General features: G+C 69.6%; 21 protein-coding genes and 1 tRNA gene. 13 read left to right on the top strand and 9 right to left on the bottom strand.

Annotated elements, in window-relative coordinates:
- Positions 1-128 precede the first annotated feature (128 nt).
- The 7 genes from LJE69_RS03575 to LJE69_RS03545 form a co-directional block, all read right to left on the bottom strand.
- A complete protein-coding gene (locus LJE69_RS03575; protein ID WP_296921564.1) occupies positions 129-524 on the bottom strand; it encodes a response regulator in 396 nt (131 codons plus the stop codon).
- Positions 490-3,960, bottom strand: a complete 3,471-nt coding sequence (locus LJE69_RS03570) for a response regulator (protein ID WP_296921562.1) — start codon at positions 3,958-3,960, stop codon at positions 490-492. The genes LJE69_RS03575 and LJE69_RS03570 overlap by 35 nt, the downstream gene beginning before the upstream one ends.
- 284 nt (positions 3,961-4,244) lie before the next feature.
- Positions 4,245-4,469, bottom strand: coding sequence for a hypothetical protein (locus LJE69_RS03565; RefSeq protein ID WP_296921560.1), 225 nt, complete (start codon positions 4,467-4,469; stop codon positions 4,245-4,247).
- A gap of 132 nt (positions 4,470-4,601) precedes the next feature.
- Positions 4,602-4,898: a TusE/DsrC/DsvC family sulfur relay protein gene (locus LJE69_RS03560; RefSeq protein ID WP_296921558.1), complete on the bottom strand. Its 297-nt coding sequence runs from the start codon at positions 4,896-4,898 to the stop codon at positions 4,602-4,604.
- Between the two features lie 190 nt (positions 4,899-5,088).
- Complete coding sequence (locus tag LJE69_RS03555) at positions 5,089-5,862, bottom strand: DUF3050 domain-containing protein (protein ID WP_296921556.1); 774 nt, start codon at positions 5,860-5,862, stop codon at positions 5,089-5,091.
- A 147-nt stretch (positions 5,863-6,009) separates the two neighbouring features.
- Positions 6,010-7,380 (bottom strand): energy transducer TonB, encoded by a 1,371-nt coding sequence (locus LJE69_RS03550; RefSeq protein ID WP_296921554.1) that lies wholly within the window; start codon positions 7,378-7,380, stop codon positions 6,010-6,012.
- A 568-nt stretch (positions 7,381-7,948) separates the two neighbouring features.
- Complete coding sequence (locus tag LJE69_RS03545) at positions 7,949-8,308, bottom strand: hypothetical protein (RefSeq protein WP_296921552.1); 360 nt, start codon at positions 8,306-8,308, stop codon at positions 7,949-7,951.
- Between the two features lie 430 nt (positions 8,309-8,738).
- Here LJE69_RS03545 and LJE69_RS03540 point away from each other — a divergent pair, with 430 nt between their 5' ends.
- Positions 8,739-10,112, top strand: coding sequence for a sodium:alanine symporter family protein (locus LJE69_RS03540; RefSeq protein WP_296921550.1), 1,374 nt, complete (start codon positions 8,739-8,741; stop codon positions 10,110-10,112).
- Between the two features lie 127 nt (positions 10,113-10,239).
- Here LJE69_RS03540 and LJE69_RS03535 read toward each other — a convergent pair whose 3' ends face one another.
- Positions 10,240-10,563, bottom strand: coding sequence for a BolA family transcriptional regulator (locus LJE69_RS03535; protein WP_296921547.1), 324 nt, complete (start codon positions 10,561-10,563; stop codon positions 10,240-10,242).
- A gap of 183 nt (positions 10,564-10,746) precedes the next feature.
- Here LJE69_RS03535 and LJE69_RS03530 point away from each other — a divergent pair, with 183 nt between their 5' ends.
- From LJE69_RS03530 to aceK, 4 genes are all read left to right on the top strand, one after another.
- Positions 10,747-11,142, top strand: a complete 396-nt coding sequence (locus LJE69_RS03530) for a CPCC family cysteine-rich protein (protein WP_296921545.1) — start codon at positions 10,747-10,749, stop codon at positions 11,140-11,142.
- Positions 11,143-11,448: 306 nt separating this feature from the next.
- Positions 11,449-12,753, top strand: a complete 1,305-nt coding sequence (gene aceA / locus LJE69_RS03525; RefSeq protein ID WP_296921568.1) for an isocitrate lyase — start codon at positions 11,449-11,451, stop codon at positions 12,751-12,753.
- 297 nt (positions 12,754-13,050) lie between these two features.
- Positions 13,051-13,533 (top strand): ribonuclease E activity regulator RraA, encoded by a 483-nt coding sequence (gene rraA / locus LJE69_RS03520; protein WP_296921543.1) that lies wholly within the window; start codon positions 13,051-13,053, stop codon positions 13,531-13,533.
- 133 nt (positions 13,534-13,666) lie between these two features.
- The gene (aceK, locus tag LJE69_RS03515; RefSeq protein WP_296921541.1) at positions 13,667-15,412 is read left to right on the top strand and encodes a bifunctional isocitrate dehydrogenase kinase/phosphatase; all 1,746 of its coding nucleotides are present in this window, start codon (positions 13,667-13,669) and stop codon (positions 15,410-15,412) included.
- 236 nt (positions 15,413-15,648) lie between these two features.
- Here aceK and LJE69_RS03510 read toward each other — a convergent pair whose 3' ends face one another.
- On the bottom strand, positions 15,649-16,029 hold the full coding sequence (locus LJE69_RS03510) for a DUF3775 domain-containing protein (RefSeq protein WP_296921566.1): 381 nt from the start codon (positions 16,027-16,029) through the stop codon (positions 15,649-15,651).
- A 264-nt stretch (positions 16,030-16,293) separates the two neighbouring features.
- Between LJE69_RS03510 and LJE69_RS03505 the strand changes: the two genes are divergently transcribed.
- From LJE69_RS03505 to LJE69_RS03470, 8 genes are all read left to right on the top strand, one after another.
- Positions 16,294-17,700: a ribonuclease J gene (locus LJE69_RS03505; protein WP_296921540.1), complete on the top strand. Its 1,407-nt coding sequence runs from the start codon at positions 16,294-16,296 to the stop codon at positions 17,698-17,700.
- Between the two features lie 16 nt (positions 17,701-17,716).
- Positions 17,717-18,538: a M48 family metallopeptidase gene (locus LJE69_RS03500; protein ID WP_296921538.1), complete on the top strand. Its 822-nt coding sequence runs from the start codon at positions 17,717-17,719 to the stop codon at positions 18,536-18,538.
- Positions 18,539-18,575: 37 nt separating this feature from the next.
- Positions 18,576-19,799 (top strand): lipocalin family protein, encoded by a 1,224-nt coding sequence (locus tag LJE69_RS03495; protein WP_296921536.1) that lies wholly within the window; start codon positions 18,576-18,578, stop codon positions 19,797-19,799.
- A 211-nt stretch (positions 19,800-20,010) separates the two neighbouring features.
- Positions 20,011-21,477, top strand: a complete 1,467-nt coding sequence (locus LJE69_RS03490) for a hypothetical protein (RefSeq protein ID WP_296921534.1) — start codon at positions 20,011-20,013, stop codon at positions 21,475-21,477.
- A gap of 91 nt (positions 21,478-21,568) precedes the next feature.
- The gene (locus LJE69_RS03485; protein WP_296921532.1) at positions 21,569-22,087 is read left to right on the top strand and encodes a hypothetical protein; all 519 of its coding nucleotides are present in this window, start codon (positions 21,569-21,571) and stop codon (positions 22,085-22,087) included.
- Between the two features lie 375 nt (positions 22,088-22,462).
- Positions 22,463-22,539 (top strand) — tRNA-Met (locus LJE69_RS03480).
- 372 nt (positions 22,540-22,911) lie between these two features.
- Positions 22,912-23,076 (top strand): hypothetical protein, encoded by a 165-nt coding sequence (locus LJE69_RS03475; RefSeq protein ID WP_296921530.1) that lies wholly within the window; start codon positions 22,912-22,914, stop codon positions 23,074-23,076.
- Positions 23,077-23,086: 10 nt separating this feature from the next.
- Entirely contained in the window at positions 23,087-23,986 is a 900-nt protein-coding gene (locus LJE69_RS03470) for a 5-bromo-4-chloroindolyl phosphate hydrolysis family protein (protein ID WP_296921528.1), read from the top strand.
- Positions 23,987-24,029 lie beyond the last annotated feature (43 nt).

The raw sequence follows: 24,029 nt of genomic DNA, 5'->3' as shown, positions 1-24,029 counted from the left end.
GGCAGGCAGGCGCGCGGCCCTCGTCGCGCCACAAAAGGCAGTGGCGCTCCCACACTGCCTCGCCCCGTGGAGCGGCACGCGAGGTCCTGTGGGAGCGGCACTCCCGGTGCCGCGACCGGCGGCAGCCGCTAGCCGTCGCCCATGCCACCGGCCGCCTGGATGCGGTCGGCGATGGTGGCGAGCAGTCTTTCCGAGTCCACTGGCTTGCTCAGCAGCGCGGCGCCGCCGGCGGCCGTGCAGACAGCGGCGGCCTCCGCGTCGGCGCTGCCCGTGACGAACAGCACCGGCGTCTGTGCCAAGCCCGGCAGGGCCTTGATGCGCCGGCAGACCTCGGGGCCGTCCAGATCCGGCATCATGATGTCGAGCACCACGGCGTCGGGCTGATCGCGTGCCGCGATCTCGACGGCGCGCTGACCGCTGCGGGTGGCCTTAACCTGGTAGTGAGGCCGCAGGATGTTGTTTAGCACGTGGAGGTTGGTGATGCTGTCGTCAGCGATCAGCACGATCTGTTGCTCCGCGGTCAACGGCGACCTCCCGCGTGTGTTGCTGGCGTAGTTCTGTCAAGGCTGTGCGCGCCGCAGTGTAGTCGAACTCGTCGATCCAGTGGGCGACCCGTTGCGCCTGTTGCGCCAGCCGCGGAGATGCACGAATCGTGTGCAAAAGTTCTGCCGCGACGGCCGCGGCGGTGGTGTCGTCCTGCTCCAGCAGCGTTGCCAGCCGGTCCATCAGGGGCTCGGCGGCCGCTGGCGCGAGGCCTGGGGCGCCGTGCCCTTCGTCCACGCGCCCGCCGAGCCGGCCGATGGCATCGCGCAGGGCGCGCAACTCCCCGGCGGCGGCGGTGAACTCGAAGGCGTTCACGCGTCGCTTGAGCCCGGCGAGACGGCGGGCGAGGTCGCTGTCGCCGCCCACCGCGGCGGCGAGCCGTTCGGCGGTGTCCAGGGCCGCGGCATCGCCGCCGTCGAGCAGCGCCTGCAAGCGCTCGGCGAGCGCCCATGCGGCGGCAGCCTGTTCCGCACTCATCTCGGGAATCTCGCAGCAGGGCTCGGCGGGCGGCGTCTGCACCGTTACCCTGTCCACGGACGCCGCGAAGGCTTCGATCAGCGTGTCGACCCCGGCCGCCAGCGCCGTCAGCGCCTGCGCCGGCTCGCCGTTGCGGCAGGCCCGCTCCAATGCGTCCGCGCTGCGGGCGATGTCCGTCAGTCCAAGGTTGCCGGCCACCCCTTTCAGCGTGTGCGCGAGCCGCAGCTGCGCGTCGGCCTGCGGTTCGTCGCCGGCGGCGGCAAAGCTGGCGGCGAAGCCCAGGTACTCGTCGCAGAAGCGCGCCAGCATGGAGCGGCGCAGCGGTGTCGGCGCGGCGGGTGCCGGACCCGCGTACCGCGCGGCGCCGGTACCGGTGCCGGCGGGAGATGCACGGGGCGTCACCCAGCGGGCGAGCGTGGCGAACAGGGCGTGCACGTCGATGGGCTTGCTCAAGTGATCGTTCATGCCGGCGGCGATGGCCCGCTGTCGGTCCGCGGGGGTGATGCTCGCGCTCATGGCGATGATGGGCAGATCGTCGTGCCCCGGTGCGGCCCTGATCTGGCGCGCCGCCTCGTAGCCGTCCAGCTCCGGCATGTGGATGTCCATCAGCATGGCGTCATAGTCGCCGTCGATGGCCTTGAGCACCGCCTCGCGGCCGTCTTGAGCCACGTCCACCCGTACCCCGGCGGCGGCCAGGATCTCTGCGGCGAGGTCGCGGTTGATGACGTGATCCTCGGCCAGCAGTACGCGGGTGTCGCGTAGCCGCTCCATGTCACGCGGGTCGCCGAGGCCGCGGCGTGGTGGTGCCGGCAGCTGTACCTCGGCTGGTGGCGGCTGGCGCAGGGCCGCCTGGTAGACGGCGGCGGGGCTCACGGGCTTTTCCAGGCAGCCGACGATGTCAAGGTCGGCGAAGCGGGCGGCGGCATCGTCCTCGCCGTAGGCGGTGACGATCACTACGCGCGGCTTGGGATTAATGTCCGTGTTGGCGACGATGGTGCGTGCCACCGACGCGCCGTCCTGGCCCGGCATGCGCCAGTCCAGGAACACCAGGTCGTACGGGTCGTGCTCGGCGCACGCCTGCCGCAGGGCGTCCAGGGCGCCATCGCCGTCGGCAGCGGTGCCTGCGCGCATGCTCAATGATTCCACCATCAGCGCCAGGATGCCGCGGGCGGTGGCGTTGTCGTCCACCACCAACACGCGCACGTCCTCCGGCAGCGGAGGGGGCTCCTCGGCGCCATCGGGCTCGCGCCCGAAGCGGGCGGAGGCATGGAAGGTGCTGCCGACATCGGACTCGCTCTCCACCCAGACACGCCCGCCCATCATCTCCATCAGGCGGCGGCAGATGGCGAGCCCCAGGCCGCTGCCGCCGAAGCGCCGGGTGGTGGAGCTGTCGGCCTGGTGGAAGGGCTCGAAGAGTCCGGCGCGCTCCGCCGGTGACATGCCGATGCCCGTGTCGCTCACGGAGAAACGCAGCATCACTTGCTCGGTGCTGTCCTCGACCATGCGCACGCGCAGCACGACCTCGCCGTGCTCAGTGAACTTGACGGCGTTGTTGCCGAGATTGATCAGGGCCTGCGACAGGCGCAGCTGGTCGCCCAGCAGCGCGGTAGGGATGTGCGGCGGGCAGTCCAGCAACAGCTCCAGGCCCTTGCTGGCCGCCTTGGGGCCGACCGCGGCGGAGAAGGTCTCCAGCACCTCTTCGAGCCGGAACGGCGCGCAATCGAGCGTCAGTTTGCCCGCCTCGATGCGGGAAAAGTCCAGGATGTCGTTGAAGCTGCCGAGCAGATCGGTGGCGGCCTGGTGCGCCTTGTCGACATAGTCGTGCTGGCGCGGCGGCAGGTCGCCCGTCAGCGCCAGATGGGTCATGCCGATGATGGCATTGATGGGCGTGCGGATCTCGTGGCTCATGTTCGCCAGGAAGGCGCTCTTGGCGCGGCTCGCATCCTGCGCCTGATCGCGCGCCCGGCGCAGCTCCGTCTCGTACTGCTTGCGCTCGGTGATATCGTGGGAGATGCCGCACAGCCCATACGGGCTGCCTTCGGTGTCGAGCAGCGGGAACTTGTAGGTCTCCAGCACGAGTTGCGTGTCGCCGTGGTCGCGCACCTCCTCGAATTGCCGTGGCTCGCCCTGGTCGAGCACGATCTCGTCGTCCCGCGCCATGGCGGCGGCCACCTGCGGGGCGAACAGCATCTCGTCACTGCGGCCGAGCACCGCCTCCTCGGGCAGGCGGGCGAGCTCGCACCAGCGATCGTTCACCAGCGTGTAGCGGCCGGCGCGGTCCTTCACGTGGATCAGCATCGGCGAGTTGTCGAGGATCGCCTGTAGTTCCTCGCGCGAGCGCCGCAGCGCCTCGGTGCGCTCACGCACCTTTGCTTCCAGGTGCTCCTGGTAGCGCTCCGCGCGGCGCCATTCGCGCAGGTCGCGGATGGCGGCCACCACGTGCATGCGCCCGCGGTGCTGTACGCGCCCGAGGCGGATGTCCACAGGGATTTGCGTGCCGGACTTGGTCACGGCGGTCAGCTCGCGCACGGCGTTCATGGCCTCCGCCCGCGCGCCGTCCATGAAGCCTCGGCGTTGCGCCAAGTGGGCCTCGCGCAGCGGTGCTGGGAGCAGCCGTTCCACCGGCCGGCGGATCAACTCGCGGCGATCGTAGCCGAGCAGTGCCTCGGCCTCGCGATTCATCAGCACGATGCGGCCGGCGTCGTCACAGATCAGGATGGCGTCCGGCGCCTGCTCGAAGATGCTGCGCAACTCCGCCTCGCGGCGGGTGGCGTGCTGCTGTGCTGGCAGCGGCCGGCCGCGCTCTGCCAGGCGGACCTGCACCAGCATCAGCACCAGCAACGCGCCTATGCCGACGCCGAGCGCGAAGAGCCAGATGGGGTTGTCCACCGCCGACGGCATCCCCGCGGCAGACGCTGCGGCCGACAGGGGGGCGGACACGGCCGCGCTTAGGCACATCCATGCGCCGATGGCCGCGCGCCGGCGATGGCGGCATTGCTGCTGGCGTCGGTGCAGGAAGAGGCCGGTGCTCGGAGCCGGCCGTTGACCGGCAGGCGGCCGGGAGTGGATGGGCGGCATCGGGGCGCGGCGCGGTGCGGGCGGTGCTGGTTGTTGTGGGTTGTGTGCAGCCTGCGGCGCGATGCGATGGGGTGGTGCGCCGCTTGAGGAATGCTGCCGCGGTGCCGGCGGACCGGCACGCGGCAGGCGTTGTGGTCGGCTGGCGCTCAGTGCCCGCCGGCCTCCTCGGTGATGATGAGCTCCGGATAGAAGGTCTTGTCCGGTTCCTGCGCGGCCAGCGCTTGCGCCTTGGCCGCGGCCTCGCCGTAGGTCATCTCGCCGTCGAGATGGCCCTTCTCGAACTTGGCCTTGCTGCGCCAGCCGACCCGATAGCCCGGGTCGTCGGCGCGCTTGGACAGTGGATCACCCTTGGACTTCAATACGTTGGCCATTGATCAGCTCCTGGTTGGCTCCCGGTCTGTTCCCGATCGGCTCCTGCGTCGCCTGCGCTGCTCATGCGCTCTAACCGGACCCGCCCCGGGCATCCTGGCCGGTGCGCCTGCCAGGCGGCGCGGGCGGTCGGCTCAAACACAGCCGGTCGGCTTGGGCAGGCCGCCCCATTTGCAGATGAGCTTCATCGGCCCCTTCTTGAAGATGCCGTAAAGCTCCTTGGTGCTGACGCCCTGCTTCTTGGCGAAGATGCGGATCGGCGGCACCACGCCGTCATTGTCGTACATGGCGCGGGCCTCACGGATGAAATGCATCACTTGGTCGTTCATCTCGAACTCGTCCTCGCGGGCGAGCTCGGTGGCCAGGTTCTCGGTCCAGTCGTCGCGGTTGACGAGAAAGCCCTCGCCGTCGACGGGTACGCTGACTGCCATGGCATTACCTCCTGCGTTGCAGCTTGCGTGCGCCGGGGCGATTCCCCGGCGCTGATGGCCCCATCGTTGTCAGGGTTGACGGCCCCGGATTCTACCCTTTCGCATTTGCGGTTATGGCGCGCGTGTCACCGCTGCGGCGAGACCGCCCCGGTCGATGCAGGCCGCCAGCGCGTCGGCGTCCGCGAGCCTACTAGGCCCGGGCGGCGCGAATCGCGTCCAGCACCCCGTCCCAGAAGCGGATACGGGCGCAGATGGCCTCCTCGGCAGCCGTGGCGGCCTCTTCGAGCCGCTTCGGGTCGTCGCCACAGAGCCTGTCCAGGAGTTGCATGGACAGCGGGCCGTGGAAGTCCTCGTCCAGGTGGATGTGGCGGTTCAGGTACTGGTGGAAGATGGGCGCCTGCGTGGCGTCGACGCCGTTGGCCGCCAGCAGGCGGCGGAACATGTCTGGAATGATGCGCTCGCGTCCGGCGGCCAGCGCCGCGGCGGCGGCGTGTGGCTTGTCCTCGCGGATGAAGCAGAAGGTGGTCTCGCTGAAGTAGCGCGCCGGCAGTGGCGTGCTGTCGGCATAGAGGGCGGCGTCCAGGCCATCGTGCTGCACCTGGGCCAGGAAGCGCCCGGGCGCGTCGGCATCGGCGCCGATCTCGGCCATGGCCCGGAGGTAGAGGGCATAGTGGCTCAGGTACTGGGTGCCGGCGTCCGTCTCGATCTGGTCCGATTCCTCCTCCAGTACCAACTGGTTGATGAAGTAGACCACGGCGGCGTCGGCCTGCGGCATCCACGGCGTCGTCGTGGGGGCGACCGTGCGCTGCAGGTACTTGATCAGCGACATGAAGTCCCAGACGGCGTAGACGTGGTGGGACATGAACACCCGGAGGTCGGCGAGGTCCGCCACCTCCGTGTAGATGGGATGGGCGTTCAGCTCGCGCTGGAGTTCTTCGATGGGAGCGAGGTCCGGGGTGGCCATGCTGCTGTCCTCGTGTTGCGATGATCCGTGGGGAGCCGCCGCCGCTGGGGTGGCCGTGCGGCTGTCCACGGCAAAACCTCGGACACTCCGCTTGCTCACGGTGATGGGTTGGCGGGTCCGCCCGTCATCTTGCGCGGGGCGCACCGATCAGTTCAAGCGGAACACGATGGGCACCCGCACTGTCCAGCGGCTGCGGCCGATGACGGCGGGGATGGGCTCGAATCGGGCCAGCCGGCGCACCGTGGCGGCCGCCGCTTCGTCTAGGGCGGCGTCGCCGGCGCCGTGGCTGACATGGATGGCGCTGAAGGCGCCGTTGGCGGCGATGGTGAACTGCACCCGCGCGGTGCCCTCCAGGCGCCGGCGGCGCGCCGACAACGGGTAGTGGCGCTCGCGCTCCAGGGCGTGGCGCAGCGCGCTGAGATAGCGGCGCTCGGCGCGCCCGCGGGCCGCCGGGTCAGTCTGTTGGCGGCTGCCTCCGTGCGCCCGGGGCGCGGCGTGTCCGTTGCCGTGTCCGTTGCCGTGGCCGGCGCTGTCAGCACGATCCGGGCGTTGGTCGTGCGCGCGGCCGCGTCCGTGGCTGGCGGCGATTTCCGCATCGAGTGCCGCGAGGCCGGCGCGGGCGTCTGCGGTTCCGCGGCTCGACGGGGCGGGCGGGGGCGCTGGCGCCGGACTTGCGGCGTCGCGCTGGCGCCGCGCCGCCGCAATCTCTGCATCCAGTGCCGCGAGCCCCGGCACCGGCTGCCGCTGGGCGGGCTTTGGCTCCGGCGGCGCCGGCCGCGGCGCCGGCGCCGCGAGCAGCGGGGCCGGCGGTCGCGTCTCCGGGCTTCGTTCTGCTTGGCGGGCTGGTTTCGCGGGCGCGGACGCGGCCGGCGCCTGTGCGGTGTTGCGCTTGGGCGCGCTTGGTGTGCGCTCGGTTGCCTTGGTCGCGGGACTCGCCGCAGCGCTCCCGCGCGTCGCGGTATTGGGACTTGCTGCCGGTGCTGGCGATTCGGTGCGCAGCGGTGGTGCATGCGCCGCTCCGGGGCTTGGCGGTGGCTCCGGCAGTTTCGCGACGGGCTGCGCCGGGGGTGTCCGCGGCGGCTCGGCAGTGGGGGAGGGCGTTGCCGGTGCCGTCGCGGCCTGCGCCGGCGTTGCGGCATCGGTGTCGCTCGGTGCGGCGTAGCCGGCGGCGTCGAGGCCGGCGTCGATCAGGACGACCTGCACGAGCCGTGGCGTTTGCGGTTGCCGTGCAGCGGGTGCTCGTGGCAGCCACGGCGCCGGCAGCCATTGCGCCGCTGCCAGGAGACAGCCGTGGATCAGCAGCGACAGCGCCAGCGCCAGCCAGAGGCCGGAACGGCGCGCCGCGGCGTTGCGGGCCGGGGCGGGCGGTTGCGGGACGGCGCTCGCCGGTTCGGACGGTCGCCCGGAGGTGGTTATGCCGACTGGAATCGCCATCGGCCAAGCGCCGGGCGTGCCGCGGGTGGTCTCGTCCGCGGTCCGGACGTCATTGGTGGCGGGGCTCGGCTTCAGCGCGTCCAACAGGAGGCTCCGACTGGGGGCCCGGACTTGGAGCTCGGAGTGGGGCTTCGGCGGGCGGCGGCGCAGCCCGATGCGGGGCGTGCCGGGCGGGTCGGCGCCGCTGTCTGGCGCGGTGCGCGCAACAAGGTCATCGATGCCTTCGCCCGCTAGTGTAACAGCGTGGCGCGCGGTGCCGCAGCGGGCTCAGACTGGAATCAGAAACTACTGAAGCAGCGCGCGTGGAGCGTGCACAAGCTGTCGGGTTACGCCGTGAGACTGCGCAGGCATTCGGTATAGGTCGGGTTAGCGATAGCGTAACCCGACATCAACGGCGCACCGTCGCCAATCGTCGGGTTACGCTGCGCTAACCCGACTACGATCCCCTCGATTTCGGGGTTGCGAGCTGCTGCGGGTGCGCGGTTGTGGGAGCGCCACTGCCTTTTGTGGCGCGACGACGGCTGGGAGGTTGCGCGACGCTTGGCAGTGACTCGAAGCATGGTGCGCTGCCTCGCCGCCGGTCGCGGCACCCAGAGTGCCGCTCCCACAAGACGCCTCCCGGACGCGGCCGGCCATGCGCCCGTGGCCGCAATCAACGGTGCTTCTTGCCGACGTTCTCCATGTGCTGCACCCAGCCGCTGATCACGCCGGTGGCGCCGTGGCGGGTGCGCCGACCGGGGAAGGTGCCGAAGCAGTGCTCGTCGTCCTCGCCGAACCTCGATGAGCCCGCCGCCAGCAGCGCCAGGATGCCGAAGGCGTTGAGCGCGAGGGCCAGCATCAACAGCGGCACGCGCAAGAGGTAATCGCCGGCCAGCCATTGCATTACTAGCTGGTGATACGCCAGCGTGGCCCAGACGGATCCGAACAGCAGGCCGGCACCGAGCAGCGAGAATAGGTCGGCGATGGTCTCGTGGGTGCGTGTGAAGCGCTTCAGGTCTTTGCAGATGCTCATCGGTGGCCCTCTTAAGAGCAGGCGCCCGATCTCTAGAAAACACCGGCGCTGCATCCGGGTGCCGCGTAGTGCGCGACAAGACCGCCGCTGGGCGCTGCGACGGGTGCGGCCCTGGAAGCCGGCCTCGGTATTGGTGAAAACCCGAGCCTGGTCGAAGGTTAGGGGCGATTTGTCACGGGGTAAAGGTGGGTGCGATGGGCGGCGTATGCGAGGCGCTTTGACAGCGGGATGCGCCGCCAGAGCGTTGCCGGCCGGGGTCGGGGCCGGTCGGGCGTTGCGGGGCGGCCGGAGTGCGCGTGTATAGTACGCGCCCGGAGGTGGTCGCCCGCTGCGTGTTGCGTCGGTCACGGCAGCATTGCGCGGGACGTCCGTTCACCGGACTGCTGCATCCACCACACAGCAACGCCTGAACGAGTCACGGGGGGACGGCGTGGAACAGATTTCCGAAGCCATTGGTTACGTCAACGGCCTCGTCTGGGGGCCGCCGATGCTGGTGCTGATCCTGGGCACCGGTCTGTACCTATCCGTGGGGCTCGGCGGGCTGCCGTTGCGCAAGCTCGGCTTCGGCTTCCGCATGCTCTGGTCCGGCCGCCGCGAGCAGGGCCAGGGCGACATCACGCCCTTCAATGCGCTGATGACCTCGCTGTCCGCCACCATCGGCACCGGCAACATCGCCGGTGTGGGCACGGCCATTGCCATCGGCGGCCCCGGCGCGCTGTTCTGGATGTGGATGACGGCCCTGGTGGGCATGGCCACCAAGTACGCCGAGGCCGTGCTCGCCGTGCGCTATCGCGAGGTGGACGAGAACAACAACCACGTCGGCGGGCCCATGTACTACATCCGCAACGGGCTCGGAAAGAATTGGATCTGGCTGGCGACGCTGTTCGCGATCTTCGGCTCGCTGGCGGGCTTCGGCATTGGCAACATGGTGCAGGCCAACTCGGTGGCCGATGCGCTGGAGTCCAAGTTCGGCGTGTCCGAGTGGATGACCGGCGTCGTCATGGCCGTGCTGGTGGGGTTGGTGCTCATCGGCGGCATCCGCTGGATCGCACAGGTGGCGGGCAAGCTGGTGCCTTTCATGGCCACCGCCTATCTGCTCGCCGGGTTGGTGGTGCTCGGGTTGAACATCGGCGCGGTGCCGGATGCCTTCATGACCATTCTCCGGGAAGCCTTTACGCCGACGGCGCAGGTGGGCGGCTTCGCCGGCGCCACCATCATGCTGGCCATCCAGATGGGCGTCGCCCGCGGCATCTTCTCCAACGAGGCGGGTCTCGGCAGCGCACCCATCGCCCACGCCGCCGCGGAGACGGACAGCCCGGTGCGTCAGGGCACCGTGGCGATGCTCGGCACCTTCATCGACACGATCCTGATCTGCACCATCACCGGACTGGTCATCGTCGTCTCGGGCACCTGGACGTCGGGCGAAAACGGCGCCGCGCTGTCGGCGCTGGCCTTCGGCGCGGTGCTACCAGGCACCGGCGCCTACGTGGTGGCCCTCGGACTCGCGCTGTTCGCCTTCACCACCATCCTCGGCTGGAGCGTCTATGGCGAGCGTTGCGTGGAGTACCTGTTCGGCATCCACGCCATCATCCCGTTCCGGCTGCTGTGGGTCGCGGCGGTGCCGCTGGGTGCGCTGGTGAAGCTGGACTTCGTTTGGCTCGTCGCCGATACCCTGAACGCGATGATGGCCATCCCGAACCTCATTGCGCTGCTGTTGCTGAGCCCGGTGGTGTTCAAGGTCTCCAGGGACTTCTTCGCCACGCAGAAGGCGGCGCAGAAGGCCGCGCGGTCCGCGGCGCCCTGAGGTCGGTCCGGGGCCGCGCGAGCTGTCGTCGCGCGACCCGCGGTGGCATCGCGGTCACGCCCTGCACTGGCCCAGCACCGGCGACAGCCCGCCGTTTCGGCTCCGCGCGTGGCGCTGAGCCCGAGCCTCACCCGGTCGCCTTCGAGCCGCCCATGCATTGCGGCGACTCGGGGGCCGCGCCTCCACCCTGCTCGAACCATTCGTCCGGCGTCCAGGCATGGATGGACAGGGCGTGCAGTCCGGACGCCAACTCGTCGCGGAGCAGCGTGTTGATGCGCCGGTGCCGGCCGATGCGCGTAGCGCCCGCGAAGGCGTCGCTCACCACCAACACCTTGAAGTGAGACTCGGCGCCCTCGGGCACGCTGTGCATGTGGCTCTCGTCCGTGATCTCCAGGTGCATCGGGGTCAGGGACTCGGACAGGGCTTGCTCGATACGGGCTTTTCTGGTCATGGCGGGGGCTCGTTGATGTCTGGCAGCTGCGCGCTTACCGGCAGATAGGTGTCTCTGTTGGCGAGGTCAAGCTTTGGGATCGGTGGGGAGTGCGAAGTAATGAGTGCGTACTTCGCACTTAGGACTTCACACTTTCGAACCCACTCTCCCGAGACCGACCAAGTCGCAACTCGGGACCCCGCCATGACCCCTCCGACACAGTTCCCCTGCGTCTGCTGTGGCCACCTGGTGCACGATCAGGTGCCGGGCTCGCACCAGGTCTGCCCGATCTGCGGCTGGGAGGATGATCTCGCGCAGCTCCGCTTTCCGGAGATGCCGGGCAGCAGCAACACCGTGAGCCTGGCGGAGGCGCAGCGCAACTACGAGACCTACGGCGCCTCGGAGCGGCGCAACCGCGGCCAGACCCGTGCGCCGGTGGATGGCGAGTCGCGCGAGCCCGAGTGGCGGCCCGTTGACCCCGCGCAGGACAACATCGAACGGCCCCAGCGCGGTATCGCCTACCGCGACTCCTACCCGTGGCCGGACACCACGGTGCTCTATTACTGGCGCAGCAGCTTCTGGCGGCGGTTCGCGAGCTGAGCGCTGTGCTCATCCGCCCAACAGTCGGCAGGCCATGAACTGGGGGCGTTGGGTTGACGTCGGAACGTTGTTGTACACGTAATGTCGCAATATTGCGGAATGTCAATAGCGAAGATTTAGCCGATTGCCTTCTCAAATACTCGGGCGGGACTTAGTGTTTGTGGTCAAGACCGAGTGACTCGGTCAAGAACCTGCCGCTGCGCGAGCAGCAGGACCGGGGCGAGCCTCCCGGCCCGACGGCAAGCCAAGACCACCGAGGATTCCGCCATGCAGAACAGCGTTCACCTGCCTTTCTCCGTCCGCCCCCTGTCCCGTCAGGAGCAGATCCGCGCCCTGGAAGAGGAATGGGCCGAGAACCCCCGCTGGACCGACGTCAAGCGCACCTACAGCGCCGCCGACGTGGTGCGCCTGCGCGGTTCCGTGCAGCCTGAGCACACCTACGCCACCAACGGCGCGCAGAAGCTCTGGCGCCTGCTGCACGGTGAGGCGCGCAAGGGCTACGTCAACTGCATGGGCGCCGTCACTGGCGGCCAGGCGATGCAGCAGGCCAAGGCCGGTATCGAGGCGATTTATCTCTCCGGCTGGCAGGTGGCGGCCGACGGCAATACCTCCGAGACCATGTACCCGGACCAGTCCCTGTACGCCTACGACTCGGTGCCGACGATGGTCCGGCGCATCAACAACGCCTTCAAGCGTGCCGACGAGATCCAGTGGTCGAAGGAGATCGGTCCCGGTGACGCCGGCTACATCGACTACTTCCTGCCCATCGTCGCGGACGCCGAGGCGGGCTTCGGCGGCGTGCTGAACGCCTTCGAGCTGATGAAGAACATGATTGCCGCCGGTGCCGCCGGCGTGCACTTTGAGGACCAGCTCGCGGCGGTCAAGAAGTGCGGCCACATGGGCGGCAAGGTGCTGGTGCCGACCGCCGAGGCGGTGCAGAAGCTCATCGCCGCGCGGCTGGCCGCCGACGTCATGGGCGTGCCGACCCTGCTGCTGGCCCGCACCGACGCCGAGGCGGCGACCCTGCTCACCTCGGACGTGGACGACAACGACCGGCCCTTCGTCACCGGCGAGCGCACCGGCGAGGGTTTCTACCGGGTCAAGAACGGCCTCGAGCAGGCCATCAGCCGCGGGCTCGCCTACGCGCCCTACGCGGACCTGGTCTGGTGCGAGACCGGCACGCCGGACCTTGGCTTCGCGCGCGAGTTCGCGCAGGCGGTGCTGGAGCAGAACCCGAACAAGCTCCTCGCCTACAACTGCTCGCCGTCCTTCAACTGGAAGAAGAACCTGGACGACGTGACCATCGCCCGCTTCCAGGACGAGCTCTCGGCCATGGGCTACAAGTACCAGTTCATCACCCTGGCCGGCATTCACAACATGTGGTTCAACATGTTCGACCTCGCCTACGACTACGCCCGCGGCGAGGGCATGAAGCACTACGTGGAGAAGGTGCAGCAGCCGGAATTCGAGGCGCGCGACAAGGGCTACAGCTTCGCCAGCCACCAGCAGGAGGTGGGCGCCGGCTACTTCGACGACGTCACCACCACCATCCAGGGCGGCGTCTCCTCGGTGACGGCGCTGACCGGCTCCACCGAAGAAGCCCAGTTCTGACTGGGGCGCCGACTCTCAGTCGACACCTGGGGGCGCCGAGTAGAACTCGGCCCTCCTGGGAGCGCCGAGTTCTACTCGGCCGCGAGCGCCGCGGGCTCAATGCCCGTGGTGCTCGCTCTGCGGCGGTCAGACATGGCATGTCGGTTGGCGGCCGTGACGCCGCCGGCGCGGCATCGAGCCGCGCCGGCGGCGGGCCGAGTACAACTCGGCGGCCCCAGGGTGCCGAGTACAACTCGGTGGCCCAGGGGCTTGCGGCGGCGTGTTGCGGCCGCTGCCCAGAGCCACGCGAGAGAGACTATGTCCATCCCAGCTACCGCCGACCTCTACGACCGTTACCGCGACAAGCTGCGCGTCTGCGCGCCGGTCTTTCGCGACTTCGGCGGCCGCATCGCCTTCGCCGGCGAGGCCGTCACCGTCAAGTGCTTCGAGGACAACTCCCGCATCAAGGAGGCGCTGGCGGAACCCGGCGCGGGCCGGGTGCTGGTGGCGGACTGCGGCGGCTCGCTGCGCTGCGCCATGCTCGGCGACCTGATCGCCGCCTGCGCCGTGGCCAATGGCTGGGCCGGCGTGGTGCTGACGGGCTGCGTCCGCGATACGGCGGCGCTCGCCAACATGGACCTCGGCGTCAAGGCCCTCGCCGCGACGCCGCGCAAGAGCACCCGCCGCGGCGAGGGCCAGCGCGACCTGCCGGTGGAGATCGCCGGGGTGTGGGTGGAGCCAGGGGACTGGGTGTCTGCGGATGCGGATGGGGTGCTGATCTCGGCGGAGGGCTTGGCGTGAGCGCGTACGGAGCAGGCAGTTCGAAGTACGAGGGGCCAATGCGCGGCCACGGAGCGAGCCCCGAGGCAGCGTGGCGTCGTCTCGGCCGACGCCCCGTACTCCGTACTCTGTACCCCGTACTTCTTCCCTGACCATGGCCTGGCTCGAAGCCAAGCAGATCGCCGAGGCCATCCTCGACGGCTTCGACCGCCACTATCGCCTGTTCCGTGCCATCACCGCCGACGCCCGGCTGCGCTTCGAGCAGGCGGACTGGGCCGCGGCGCAGCGCTGCGCCCGCGAGCGCATCGACTTCTACGACTGCCGCATCGGCGAGACCGTTGCCGTGCTGCGCCGGGAGTTTCACCTGCGCAACGCCGACGACGGCCTGTGGCAGCGGGTGAAGGTGGAGTACTCGCGGCTGCTGCCTCAGCACCACCAGCCCGAGCTGGCCGAGACCTTCTATAACTCGGTGTTCTGCCGGCTGTTCGACCGGCGCTACTACAACAACGCCTACATCTTCGTCTGGCCGCTCTTGTCCACCGAGCACCTGGAGGCGGAGGTGCCCATCTTTCGGCCCTACTACCCGGCCCGGGATGGATTTGCGCCCGTGATCCGGGACATGCTGCTGGACATGGACTTCGCGCTCCCTTTCCGCCACCTGCGCCGGGACGTGCGCAACCTGCTCGGCGCCATCCGCGAGCGCTTCCCGGCGAACCGGGCGCGGCAGCAGAACTTCCAGCTCGCGGTGCTGGTGACGCCCTTCTTCCGCAACAAGGCCGCCTACGTCGTCGGCAAGGCCATCAACGGCGCGGACCAGATCCCGTTCGTAATCCCGGTCCTGAACGACGAGCAAGGCGGGCTGTGCGTGGACGCGTTACTGACCGGGGAGGAAGAGCTGACCAACGTCTTCAGCTTTTCGCGCGCCTACTTCATGCTGGACACCGAGGTGCCGGCGGCGGTGGTGGACTTCCTGCGCCCGCTGATGCCGCGCAAGTCCAAGGCGGAGCTGTACACCGCCATCGGTTTGCAGAAGTTTGGCAAGGCGGAGTTCTACCGGGACTTTCTCAAGCACCTGCGGTACTCATCGGACCAGTTCGTGGTGGCGCCCGGCATCCGCGGCCTGGTGATGTGCGTGTTCACGCTGCCGTCCTTCCCGTTCGTGTTCAAGGTCATCAAGGACCGCTTCCCGCCGCCCAAGGACATGACCCCGGCGCAGGTGATGGCCAAGTATCGGCTGGTGAAGCTGCACGACCGCGTCGGCCGCATGGCCGACTCCTGGGAGTACTCGCACGTGGCCTTTCCGCGGGTGCGCTTCTCGGACGAGCTCATCACCATGCTGCGCGAGACCTGTGCCGGCAGCATCCTGGTGGAGGGCGACCAAGTCGTCGTGAAGCACCTCTACATCGAGCGGCGCCTGTCCCCGCTCAACCTGTATCTCGCCAGCGCGGACGACGAGGACATCGCGCATGCCGCCCGCGAGTACGGCGACGCCGTCAAGCAACTGGCGGCCGCGAACATCTTTCCCGGTGACTTCCTGTTCAAGAACTTCGGCGTCACGCGGCAGGGGCGGGTGGTGTTCTACGACTACGACGAGCTCTGCTACCTGACCGAATGCCGCTTCCGCGACATCCCGGAGGCGCCGTATCCGGAGATGGAGCTGTCCGCGGAGCCCTGGTACAGTCCCGGCCCGGCGGATGTCTTTCCGGAGGAGTTCGAGCATTTCCTGCTCACCGAGCCCAGGTTCCGCCGGGTGTTCCGCGCCGAGCATGCGGAGATCTTCGACCCCGATTGGTGGCGTGCCCGGCAGGCGGCGATCCGCGCCGGGCACGTGGAGGACGTGTTCCCGTATCCGCCCGAGCGGCGCTTCGGCGTGCCTTCGAGCGAGCCGCGGTCGGCCTAGTTGGCAGGCATTGATTGCAAGGGCGTAGGTCGGGTTAGCGCAGCGTAACCCGACGAAGGGCTCACGCGAAGCCGCGAAGCCGCGAAGGAAGACGCGAATCGGTGCCGTCGGGCACTCCGGCCCCCACCCTCGCCTGGCGAGGCGCTGCCTCAGACCGACAACGGCAGGCGTTTGGCGCGAGCCGGCGGGTCTCGATTGCCGGCGACGGGTGCCGGGTGCCGGCTGTTGGGACCGCGTCAGTCGCAGGACATTTCCAGGGTGATCAGGCCCTCTTCGAAATAGTCCGAGACCATCGGGTGAGCCAGCAGGTAGTCCGCCGCGCGGATGCTGTAGTCGCCGACGGCGTCGTCCACCGCGGTTTCCCATTCCTCGGCGCTGTAGTCGCCGCGGCCCAGCCACATCAGCGCCACCAGCTCGGCGCGCTGGCGCTCCGACAGGTCGCGGACGATGCTGCGGAATTCGCTGACGTTGTAATCGTTGCCGTGGTCGGCGAGCATCTGCAGTGCCCAGTCCTCGGACGAGCTGTCACCATCCTGTGGGATGCAGACCTGTTCCTTGGCCTGGAACTCCCGCGCCATGGCAATGAGGCTGCAGAGTGTTTCGTGCCTGATGTGCATGCGCACGGGCGCCTCCTCAGGAGCGTTCGTGGTGCGCCGCGGTCCGGACGCGATTGCCGGCGCTGGCGTGCCGGCGCAAGGATGAGGGTGCCGGCGGTCTGACTCCTTGACCGGAGTCTACTACGAGCCCGAACCGCCAAAGGCTGATCGGGAACAATGGAAACGTCCGGGGCGGCGCCCGGCGTCGCGCGGGCGGCCGGGAATGGCCGCACGCCGCCGCTGTCCCAGATGGCGCCACCAGCAGCAAGAGCTCTATTCCACCGCATGCCTCTAGCCGCCATCGACACCACCCCGGGCACCGACGCCGTGCTCTACCTGCCCCTCGGCGGCACCGGCGAGATCGGCATGAACCTGAACCTCTATGGCCACGACGGCTACTGGCTCATCGTCGACATCGGCATCACCTTCGGCGGCGACGCATTTCCCGAGCACGACGTGCTGATGGCGGACCCGGCCTTCATCGTGAGCCGCCGCCAGCGCCTCGCCGGCATCGTGCTGACCCATGCCCACGAGGACCACGTCGGCGCCATCGCGTACCTGTGGAAGCGGCTCAAGTGCCCGGTCTATGCGACGCCCTTCACCGCCGCCGTCGCCCGCTTCAAGCTCACTCGCGCCGGGCTCGAGGACGTGCCGCTGCACGAGCTGCCGCTCGGCGGCCGCGTCGAGGTCGGTCCCTTCGGCGTTGAATATATCGCCATGACCCACAGTATCCCCGAGCCCAACGCCGTGCTCCTCACCACGTCCGCCGGCGCCGTGCTGCACACCGGCGACTGGAAGCTGGACGACCGCCCGGTGGTGGGCGGGCGCTACGACATGCAGCGCCTGCGTGCGCTGCGTCGCGAGCCGCTGCTGGCCATGGTCTGCGATTCCACCAACGCCGTGGTGCCGGGCAGCACCGGCTCCGAGGGCGAGTTGTTCGAGCCGCTCCGGGAGGTGGTCGAGACCGCCGGCGGGCGCGTGATCGTGACGGCCTTTGCCAGCAACATCGCCCGGCTGGTGACCCTGGCGCGGGTGGCGGCGGCCACCGAGCGGCACTTCGGCGTCATCGGCCAGGCCATGCAGCGCATGGTGGCGGTGGCCCGCGCCACCGGCTACTGGCCCGCGGACCTGCCGGAGCTGGTGGACGCCCGCCACCTTGGCTATCTGCCGCCGGAGGAGGTGCTTGCCGCCTGCACCGGCAGCCAGGGCGAGCCCGGCTCGGCGCTCGACCGCATGGCGGCGGACAGCCACCGGGACATCCTGCTGGACGCGGGCGACACCGTGGTCTTTTCTTCCAAGCTGATCCCCGGCAACGAGCGTCCGGTTGCCGCGGTGCAGGCGCGGCTGCGGGCGCTGGGGGTCGAGCTGATCACCGATGCCGACGCCCACGTGCACGTCTCCGGCCACCCGGCGGCCGACGATCTGAAGCGGCTGTATGATTGGGTGCAGCCGCCGGCGGTGGTGCCCACCCATGGCACACCGCGGCACCTGCGCGCCAACGCGGACATCGCGCTTGGCTGCCACGTGCCGCGGGTGGCGGTCATCGGCAACGGCGATCTGTGCCGGCTCGGCGGCGACGGCCCGCGGGTGTTGGGGCAAGTGCCCACCGGTCGTCTCAGCCTGGACGCCGACGGCCGGCTGGTGCCGGTGCCCGCGCCGGTGCTGGCGCAGATGCGCCGGTCGGTGTGCTGATCCAAGGGAGCAATCCATGTTCGCACTCAAGCTCGCAATTTGGCCCGGACTGCGCACCCGCGCCGTCTTTGCGGCCCTGTTGTCACTCCTGCTGCTGGCGAGCTGCGCCACGGCCCCGGAGACCGGCCGCCGGCAGCTCATCCTGATGAACCCTGCGGAAGAAACGCAGATGGGCATCCAGGCGTTCAGCCAGCTCAAGCAGGAGAAGCCCTACATCACCACCGGCAAGGACGCCGAGATGGTGCGCCGGGTCGGCCGGCGCATCGCCAAGGTGGCGCCGGTGGAGAACGCGCAGTGGGAGTTCGTGCTGTTCAAGGACGACACGCCCAACGCCTTTGCGCTGCCCGGTGGCAAGGTCGGCGTCAACACCGGCATCCTCAAGATCACCAAGAACGAGGCGGGCCTCGCCACCGTCATTGGCCATGAGGTCGGGCACGTCGTCGCCCACCACGGCGCCGAGCGCGCCTCGCAGACGCTGGGGTTGCAGGTGCTGGGCGCCATCGCCGATGTGGCCCTCGCGCAGAGTGCCCCTGGCGCTCGCGCCGGCGTGATGCAGGCGTACGGGCTCGGCGCGCAGGTGGGCGTGCTGTTGCCGTATTCTCGCGTGCATGAGCTGGAGGCGGACCAGCTCGGTCTGCTCTACATGGCCCGTGCCGGCTACGATCCGCAAGAAGCCATCGCCTTCTGGCAGCGCTTCGCGGACTACAACCGCAAGGAGGGCGGCGGCAAGCCGCCGGAGTTCCTGAGCACCCACCCGCTGGACCAGCGTCGCATCGAGCAGCTCAAGACGATGTTGCCGCGGGCCGAGGCCGAGTACGCGCGCGCGAGCAAGGGCTGATGGCCGCGGTCCCGACAACGACGGGTGAGATGGGCTGATGGGCAGGTGGCCGCGGCGGCTGGCGCCCTGGCTCCTGGTGGCCGTCGTGGTGCTCGCTGCCTGGCGGCTCTGGCCCGCGGGAGCCGGTGCGCCGGCGCTGGTGCTGGACCCGACCGTGCTACTCGCGGCGCTGCCGGCGGCCGAACCCGGGACAGCGCCTGGCCCGCCGGACGTGTCGGCGTCCGGCGGCGACTGGCAGCCCGAACTGCCGCGGGACCTCGGTCCGCACCCGGACGCTCGCGCCGAGGTCTGGGACCTGGGCGGACAGCTCCGGGACGACACCGGTGCTCGCACCGCGATCCGGCTGACGCTGATCCGGCTGACGCTCGCGCCGCACGGCGTCGAGCGGGCGTCGCCGTTGGCCGCCGCGGCCGTGCTGCTCGGCCGCTTCGAGCTGGTGCCCGCGCAAGGCGCGCCACTGACTACCCAGCGGGCGAGCCGCGTGGCCGCCGGTCTGGCCGGCGCCGAGCCCGACCCGCCGCGGGTCTGGCTGGAGGACTGGTCACTCGCCCTCGGCGCTGCCGCGGGGGAAGCCGGGGACAGCGGCGCGCTCGACATTCGCCTGGACGATGTTCGCCTCCAGCTCACGCTGACCCCCAACAAGGCTGTCCTGGCTCCGGCCGCCGCGCTGCTGGACCGCGGTGCGCCATCCGGGCGCCGGCCGGACGCCGATCCTGGCTTGCGTTGGCTTACGCAGCCCAGGCTAGCGCTCGCCGGCCGGCTGACGCGAGCGGGCCGCGACCTGGCGGTGACCGGCAGCGGCTGGCTCGACCATGTCTGGGGCGATGCGGCCGCTGCCGACGGCATCGCTGGCAGCCGCGGTCAGCTCGCCCTGAACCGCTTCATGCTGCAACTGGACGACGGCAGCGACCTGCTGTGCATCCAGTTGCATCGGCGTGCCGGCGGCGGCACGCCCATCCCCACCTGCCTCGCCATCGCCGCGGACGGCGCGACTCGGGTGCTCCAGCGCCGCGACCTGACGCTGGCGCCCGGTGACGCCCGCTGGCGCAGTCCCGCCGATGGAGCGCGTTATCCCATCGCCTGGCGGCTCGCGGCGCCGGCGCTCGGCCTTGTGCTGCGCATCGACGCCCTGCGCTCCGATCAGGAGGTCCGCCTCGGCGAGCCGCTCTGGAGCGGCGCCATCACCGTCACCGGCGAGCGCAACGGCCGGGCCGTCAGCGGCGGCGGCCGCATGGACCTCAGCGGCTACGCCGACTCCTGAGCGCGCCGAGTTCCTGAGCGCGCCGAGTTCCTGGGGGCGCCGGATGGTTTCTCGTCGTCAATCCGTCATCTGCGTCGGCTAAGCTCACCGTCCTGCCGGGGGCTTCGGAACCCCACCCGGTCCGCGCCTGTCTCGAAGCAGATGCACGCTGCCAAACCGCCGCGGCAGACCCCACTTCGCCGGTCTTTCGCCGCGCCCCCGGAGACAGGACATGCGCTTCAGCTTTCCAGTGAACCCCCACTCGTGCAGCAGCCCCCACCGCACCGCGATGCATGCCGCCGACGCCTCTACGCTGTTCGCCGCGCTTTTGGTGGCGCTGCTGGCGGCCGGCTGTGGCAAGAAGGAGCCGGAGGTCGTCATCGCGGAGCCAGGCAAGATCCCGGCTTATGAGCAGCGCCGCGGCGACCCCGAGGTGGGCCGCAAGGCGCTGCTCAACCGTTCCGTGGTCACCTGCGGTCTGCCCTACAGCGCCTACGTCGCCAGCACCGGCGCCCCGGCGCCCGAGTACGACCTGCCGGGCCGCGAGGGCCGCAACGCGAAGCTGCCCTATCAGCTCACGGCCTACACCAGCAAGCGCGGCGTGGAGCTGGTCACCAGCAACTGCCTCGGCTGCCACGCGGCGCCGCTGAACGGCAAGCTGGTGATCGGGCTCGGCAACGAGTTCCTGGACTTCACCGGCGACCCGGTGATGGCCGTGGAGGCGGTGGGCGCCTATGTCGAGGGTGACGCCGAGGCCGCCGAGTGGCAGAAGTGGGCGGACCGGATCACCGCCATCGGCACCTCCGCCATGACCGACACCGTTGGCGCCAACCCGGCCCAGGCGATAACCCTGGCACTGATGGCCCACCGCGACCCCAAGACCCTCGCTTGGTCTGACAAGCCGCTGATGCGCCTGCCGCAGACCGAGGTGTTGCCGGTGAGCGTCCCGCCCTGGTGGAACGTCGATAAGAAGCATGCCATGTTCTACAACGGCGAGGGCCGGGGCGACCACGTGGCCACCATGATCCTGGCCTCCACCACCTGCACCGACACGGTGGCCGAGGCGCGCGAGATCGATCGCTGGTTCGTGGACGTGGCCGCCTACATCGAGAGCCTGGAGCCGCCGGCGTACCCCTGGTCCATCGACCAGGCGCTGGCCGACGACGGCGAGCATGTGTTCAACCGCGAGTGCAAGGAGTGCCACGGCCGCTATGGCGCCATCGAGGGTTATCCCAACGAGCTGGTGGCCCTGGACGACGTGGGCACCGACCCGGCCATGGCCGAGGTGGCCGTGCACCAGGCCAAAGACTACGTGCGCTGGTTCGAGCGCTCCTATTACGGCCGCCGGGCCGACGCCGTGCCCGGCCTGGGCTACGTCGCGCCGCCGCTGAACGGCGTCTGGGCCACCGCGCCCTATCTCCACAACGGTAGCGTGCCCACCATCGCCGCCCTGCTCGACACCAAGACCCGGCCCACCTATTGGCGCCATGACGGCGCCTGGCCCGAGTACGACCAGGACGCCCTCGGCTGGCGCTATCGCGCGCTGAAGCAAGGCCGCGAGCAGTTCGCGAGCCTCGAAGAGCAGAAGTGGGTCTACGACACCACCCGCCGCGGCTACGGCAACCAGGGCCATGACTTCGGCGACGAGCTCAGCGACCGGGAGCGCCGTGCTCTGCTCGAATACCTCAAGACGCTGTAGCCCCGACCGCATCCGTGCCCGTGCGGGCGGTACAGCGGTTGTCCGCCCGTGTCTTCCCAACCACGAGAACCAACCGCAACAGGAGCCCAAGATGTTTCGGACGCTTGCTCCCGCACTGACACTGCTGGCACTACTCCTGCCAGCGCTGCCCGCCGCCGCCGACGACGGCAACGACCGGCACGAGCATGAGCGGCACCACGAGCGCCACCACGGTGAGGGCGAGCATTCGCCCTTCGCCCACCTGCCGCTCATCATGCTGATGCACAACATGCAGTACTACGCCCACAAGCTCGGCCTCGCCGTCGATGCCGGCAACGCCGACCTCACCCGGTTCTACAGCCGCGAGCTGGAAGAAGTGATCGAGGCCGTCGGCGAGATCCGGGAATATGAGGGCATCCCCATCGCCAAGCACCTCGGCGTCACCCTGAAGCCCGCCTACGCCAAGCTGGAGCAGGCGATCGACCGCGGCGACACCAGCGCCATCAACGGCGCCTACCACAACCTGCTCGCCGGCTGTAACGCCTGCCACCAAAGCTCGCAGCGGCCCTTCATCGTCATCCGCCACAACCGCGTCAACCCCTACATGCAGGACTTCTCACCGCACAACTGATCCCGCTGTCGCGCCGTCCGTGGGAGCGGCCTCCCCGCCGCGATGCAGGCCGCGCCGCGTGGGAGCGGCGTCCCCGCCGCGATAGCCGCGCCCCGCAAAGCGGGCGGTAGATGGGGCCGAAGCAAGGAGGCCCGACAAGCAGCCGCTCCCAACACCGCAACGCTCGCGCCGCGAACCTCCGCCCGACGCGCCGCGATGCTTTCTCGGCCTCGAAGCCCGCTGCCACCAGCAGGCCAAGTCACACCGTCGTTCGGCAGACAACCATGCCGAGCCCGGCAACCCCGCCAGCACTTGCTAGACTTGGAACTGAAGCGACGAAATCTTCTCAAAAGGGTTGTAAGGATCGGCCAAGGACGCTAACATAGGCGGCTCAGTTGCGGGGTGGAGCAGTCAGGCAGCTCGTCGGGCTCATAACCCGAAGGTCGTAGGTTCAAATCCTGCCCCCGCTACCATATTCAAAAGGCCCTGCGGAGCAATCCGCGGGGCCTTTTTCTTTGCGCGCCCGGGCAAGGTGTCACTGCCATGGCTGTAGGCCGGGTACACCAGCTAGCGAGGCGCTACCTCAGACCGACAACGGCATGAGGTGGCGAGTGCCGCGTCGATCGACTCCCGGCATGCAATTCCTCGCCATTGGAAGGGCGCCGTGGAAATCGCCGATCGCCAGCCTCGGTACGGGCTGTGGGCGGCGGACATGCGCGGTCGCGGCGCGGGGCGCTTCCGCGCGATACTTGCATGCATGCTGCTGTCGGCTGCCCGGCCGGCTTGGCGGGTGCTGACTGCTGCCGCCGGAGCCGCCACGGCGTCATCAACGGGGGACATCTGCCATGTCGGATCGCCAGCGCCGCCTCGTCGGCATCCTGCTCCTGGTCGTGGGCATCGGCGTTGCGTCTTCGCAGGCGCTGTTGGCGTCGTGCAGTTCTTCGGCGACGGCTGGTTCGGTGCCGGCTGGTTCGGCCAACGCCGTGCCGACGCTGGTCGCGTCGCGCTGAGGACGCCGTGATGAGACGACTCCTGCTGCTCTTCATCGTTTTCGTCATCGCCGTTCTGATCCTGATGGCGCTGGGGCGGTGGCTCAGCGAGCAGGTCGGAGCCCGGTCCGAAGCGCCGCAACGCGCCGCCGGCGTCGGCGATTGGCCTTTGTTCGTGCTGCCGCTGCCGGTGGCACTCGCCGCCGTGTTCGCGCTCGCACGCGGGCAGCTCGGCCCCTTGGTTGGTGACGCCCTTGGCTATGGCCTGATGCTCGCCGGTGCGCTGCTCGTCCGCCGCGGGCGCGACGGCGGGGCGTCCGGCATCGGCGGCGCTGCGTTCTGGCACCGCTGGCCACCGAAGACCGTGGGCGCGGGGCTCATCGCGCTCGGCAGCGGCGTCACGGCCGGGCTCGGTGCCGGGCATCATCCGGCCATCGCGGCGGCCTTCGCGCTGGTAACGCTGCTCGGCTTCCATCTCGCCTATGGGTTGGACTTCTCCCTGCGCCGCCGCCCGCTGGGGTTGGGCACTTACGGCGAGGAGTCGCTGCGGCGTGCCGTGCAAGCCATCGCCGCCATTGAGCAGGCGCGGCGCGACATCCGCCAGCCGGAACTGGATACGCGGCTCGACAGCATCGCCGCGCTGGCGCGGCAGATCATCCAGCGCGTCGAGGAGGACCCACGGGATCTGTGGCGGGCCCGCAAGTTTCTGAACGTCTATCTGGACGGCGTGCAGCGCGTCGTCGAGGGCTATGCGAAGACCCACGGCCAGGTCGCCGCGCCGCAACTCGACCAACGCTTCCGCCACGCCCTGGAGACGGTGGAGGCCGCCTTCCGCGAGCAGTATCAGGTGCTGCTGGAGCGCGACGTCGACGATCTGGACGTGCAGATCGAGGTGCTGACGCGGCAGCTCGAGCGCGAGGGCATCCTGTAGCGGCCGTGTCCCGCGCCAAGGCGGCCTTGATCACGCGGCACTC

The organism is Thiohalocapsa sp., assembly GCF_022340605.1.
Taxonomy (GTDB): Bacteria; Pseudomonadota; Gammaproteobacteria; order Chromatiales; family Chromatiaceae; genus Thiohalocapsa.
Note: the sequence above shows the minus strand (reverse complement) of the source record. Positions and strands in the feature narration are given on the sequence as shown.